The organism is Thiobacillus sp. 65-1402, assembly GCF_001897685.1.
GTDB lineage: Bacteria > Pseudomonadota > Gammaproteobacteria > Burkholderiales > Thiobacillaceae > Thiobacillus.
Map to the genome: position 1 here is coordinate 1 of NZ_MKUG01000219.1, position 3,970 is coordinate 3,970.

The 3,970-nt window shown below is 64.2% G+C and carries 4 protein-coding genes; 3 read left to right on the forward strand and 1 reads right to left on the reverse strand.

Features of this window, described 5'->3' with window-relative positions:
- A partial coding sequence (locus tag BGO62_RS16150; protein ID WP_296644494.1) for a PEP-CTERM sorting domain-containing protein occupies nt 1–281 on the forward strand: 281 nt, incomplete at its 5' end.
- A gap of 72 nt (nt 282–353) precedes the next feature.
- Here the strand turns inward: BGO62_RS16150 and BGO62_RS16155 are convergent.
- Nucleotides 354–1,817 carry a leucyl aminopeptidase family protein gene (locus BGO62_RS16155; protein WP_296644497.1) on the reverse strand — a complete coding sequence of 488 codons (1,464 nt, stop codon included), beginning with the start codon at nt 1,815–1,817 and terminating at the stop codon, nt 354–356.
- A 111-nt stretch (nt 1,818–1,928) separates the two neighbouring features.
- On the opposite strand from BGO62_RS16155, the gene pdhA reads away from it, so the two are divergent.
- A complete protein-coding gene (pdhA, locus tag BGO62_RS16160; RefSeq protein WP_296644500.1) occupies nt 1,929–2,930 on the forward strand; it encodes a pyruvate dehydrogenase (acetyl-transferring) E1 component subunit alpha in 1,002 nt (333 codons plus the stop codon).
- 19 nt (nt 2,931–2,949) lie between these two features.
- Nucleotides 2,950–3,933: an alpha-ketoacid dehydrogenase subunit beta gene (locus BGO62_RS16165; protein ID WP_296644206.1), complete on the forward strand. Its 984-nt coding sequence runs from the start codon at nt 2,950–2,952 to the stop codon at nt 3,931–3,933.
- Nucleotides 3,934–3,970 lie beyond the last annotated feature (37 nt).

Below are 3,970 nucleotides of genomic sequence, written 5' to 3' on the forward strand. Positions count from 1 at the left end.
CCATCAATCTCAATGGAACGCAGCTCACGCTTGCCGACGCCTCAGCTGCACCGACGGTGACGTATATAGGTGGAAGATTTTTTGGTTTTACTTACCCTTCAACAGCCGTACCCGGCTTCAATTCGTCATTCCAGTTTTTTGACAACAGGTTGGGCATTTGGACCGAAGCTACCGTCGCCGTCATACCCGAGGCCAAGACCTACGCCATGATGCTGGCCGGTCTGGGTTTGCTGGGCTTGATGGGTGCAGCCCGCAAGAAATCCCGGCAAGCCGCGGCCTGAGCCCGGGTCGCAGATCCAAAAAAAAACGGCTACAGGGGCAGCCGTTTTCCTTTCCCCCGCCAGAGCCGGCGCCTAGCCTTTCATCCCCTCCAGCAGCGCCATCGCCCACGCCACACCGAAGCCGTTGGCGTCGCTCATCACCGCGCCCAGCCCGCCCTTGCAGCTGTGCCCCGACAGATCCATGTGCAGCCACGGCGCGTCGCCGACGAAGCGCGACAGGAAGCGGGTGGCGAGAATGTGGTCGGCTTCGCCTTCCATGCTGCACTGCTTGACGTCGGCGACCGTCGAATCGAGGCTCGCGTCGTAGTCCTCGGGATAGGGAAAGACGACGATGCGCTCGCCGCTTGAGGTGGCGGCGCGCGAGGCCTGGTGCGCAATCGCGCTGGTGCTGGCGAACACGCCGGACATGCGGCTGCCGAGCGCGTAGTGCATCGAGCCGGTGAGCGTGGCGAAGTCGGCGATGAGGTCGGGCTTGCCCCTGGCCGCCAAGGTCAGCGTATCGGCCAGCACCATGCGGCCCTCGGCGTCGGTGTGGACGACTTCGATGGTGGTGCCGTTGAGCGCCGTGACCACTTCGTTCTGCCGGTAGGCCTGCGGGCTGATGTGGTTCTCGGCGAGCGCGACCCAGCCGTCCAGCGCGACCGGCAGCTTCAGCTTCGACGCGGCGGCGAGAATGCCGAGCACCACCGCCGAGCCGTTCATGTCCTCGTGCATGCCCTGCATGTACTTGGCTGGCTTGAGGTTGTGGCCGCCGGTGTCGAAGCAGATGCCCTTGCCGACGAAGGCCACTTTCTTCGCCCCTTTACCCTTTGCCCTCCCCCCTTCCCAGCGAATCCGCACGATCGCCGCATCCTTCGCCGGCGAGCCCTGCGCCACCGCACAGAAGGCGCCGGCGCCCATCTTCTTCAGCTTGTCGAAGCCGTATTCCTCGACCGTCCAGCCGTATTGTTTGGCCAGCGCCTTGATGCGCTTGCGGTAGACGCCGGGCGAGAGCTCGTCCGGTCCCTGCACGGTGAGGCTGCGGGTGAGCAGATTGCCTTCGGCCAGCGCCCGGGCGCGGGCGAAGCCGTCGGCCGATTGGTGGCCGAACAGCTGCACGGTTTTCAGCACCGGATCGGGCTTGGATTTGCGCGACGGCAGCGGCACGGCATTGACCAGCGCGGTGTACACCGCCGCCTCCGCTGCGCGCGCCTTGAACGCCTCCTCGCCGAACACGGCCAGCGCCAGCGACTTGGGATGCTCGCCCAGCAGCAAGGCCAGTGCCTTGCGCACCGCTTCGTGGGTTTCGAAGGCGCTGGCGTCGGCCTTGAGCATCGCGTAGACCGCGAGAGTGCCGCCGGGCAGCTGCACCGCAACCGGCGACTTGGCCAGCGCGTCGACCTTGAGATCGCGCCGCTTCATCGCGGCCTTGAGCTCAAGGCCGCCCGGCATCTCGGGCAGGGATTTCGACACCGGCAGCAGCAGTAATGCATGGGTCGCCGTTCCCAGCAATTTAACGGTTATTTCCTGTTTGTTTTCAGTGAGTTTTGGCAGCATGGCGATTCCTTGCGGGTGGCGTTTTTCTTGATGGTTGGCGGGGTTTCCCGGATAATTGCGCGTTTGATTTTTTCCAGCGCGTTTTCCGCCCCATCCAACAAGGGTAACCGAATGAAGATTGAAGACAAGAAACGTGTGCTGCGCGAAATGGTGTTGCACCGCCGTTTTGAGGAGCGCTGCTACCAGGCCTACATCGAACGCAAGATCGGCGGCTTCCTCCACCTCTACCCCGGCCAGGAAGCCTGCTGCAACGGCGTGATGGAAGCCGCGCGCCCCGGCCACGACTACGTGATCACCGGCTACCGCGACCACGTCCACGCGATCAAGTGCGGCGCCGACCCGAAGGAAGTGATGGCCGAGCTGTACGGCAAGGAAACCGGGTCCTCCAAGGGCCGCGGCGGCTCGATGCACATCTTCGACGCCGGCAAGCGCTTCATGGGCGGCTACGCACTGGTCGGCGGCCCCTTCCCGCTCGCCGCCGGCATCGCCAAGGCGATCCAGATGAAGGGCGGCGACGAGATCGCCATCTGCTTCCTCGGCGACGCCGCCAACAACCAGGGGGTGTTCCACGAAACCATGAACATGGCCGCGCTGTGGAAACTGCCGGTGCTGTTCGTGTGCGAGAACAACCTCTATGGCATCGGCACCTCGATCGAGCGCTCCACCGCGGTGGTGCACCAGCACAAGCGCGTCGCCGCCTACAACATCCCGGCCGACGAGTGCGACGGCCAGGACATCGAAATCGTCTACGAGCACGCGCGCCGCGCGGTCGACCACGTGCGCTCCGGCAACGGCCCCTTCTTCCTCGAACTGATGACCTACCGCTACCGCGGCCACTCGATGTCCGACTCGCGCGGCTACCGCTCGCGCGAGGAAGAGGAACTGTGGAAGCAGCGCGATCCCATCTTCATCCTGCGCGACCGCCTGATCAAGGAAGGTGCCCTCACCATGGCCGAGTTCGAGACCGTCGAGAAGGAAACCGACACCTACATCGAGAACGAAGTGATCAAGTTCTCCGAAGAGTCGCCCGAACCCCGCGTCGAGGATCTCGAGAAGTACGTTCTCGCCGACCGCGACACCCAGCTCCCGTGGCTCACCGGCAAGGCCGCTTAAGGTTTAAGGAAAAGACAGCATGGCAAACATCATGTACTGGGAAGCGATCCAGCGCGCCCACGACGAAGAAATGGCGCGCGATCCGCTCGTCATCTGCATGGGCGAGGACATCGGCGTCGCCGGCGGCACCTACAAGGCGACCAAGGGCCTGTACGAGAAATACGGGCCGCTGCGGGTGATGGACACGCCGATTTCCGAAGGTGGCTTCACCGGCCTCGCCATCGGCGCCTCCTTCCTCGGCGTGCGCCCCATCGTCGAGATCATGTCGGTCAACTTCGCCTGGCTGGCGATGGACCAGATGTTCAACTCCGCCGCCAAGGTGCGCTACATGTCGGGCGGCCAGCTGACCGCGCCGTGCGTGTTCCGCTCCGCCGGCGGCGCCGCGCACCAGCTCGGCGCGCAGCACTCGGCGCGCATGGAAAAGGTGTTCATGGGCATCGCCGGCCTGCGCGTGGTGACGCCATCCAATCCCAAGCAGGCCTATGGTCTGCTGAAGTCGGCGATCCGTTGCGACGACCCGGTGTTCATCAACGAGCACGAGCTGATGTACAACATGAAGGGCGAAGTGCCCGACAGCGAATACTTCCACCCGCTGGAAGGCTCGGAAATCGCCCGCGCCGGCACCGACGTCACCCTGTTCGGCTACAACATCTCGGTGCACTGGTGCCTCAAGGCCGCCGAAATCCTCGACAAGCAATACGGCATCTCGGCCGAGGTCGTCGACCTGTATTCGCTGTCGCCGCTCGATCGCGCCGGCATCAAGGCGTCGGTCAGCAAGACCCACCGCGCCGTCGTCGCCGAAGAAGACGAAGCGCCGGTCGGCGTCGGCTCCGAAGTCATCGCCATCATCAACGAGGAATGCTTCTTCGAACTGGACACCGCGCCGGTGCGCGTGCATTCGGCGCTGGTGCCGCAGCCCTACAACCACACGCTGGAGAAGGCGGCGATCCCGGATCACGAGGATGTGGTTAAGGCGGTGCTGAAGCTGTTCGGCAAGGCCTGACGGCAGGGGTTAGGGGCTAGGATTTAGGGGCTAGGGG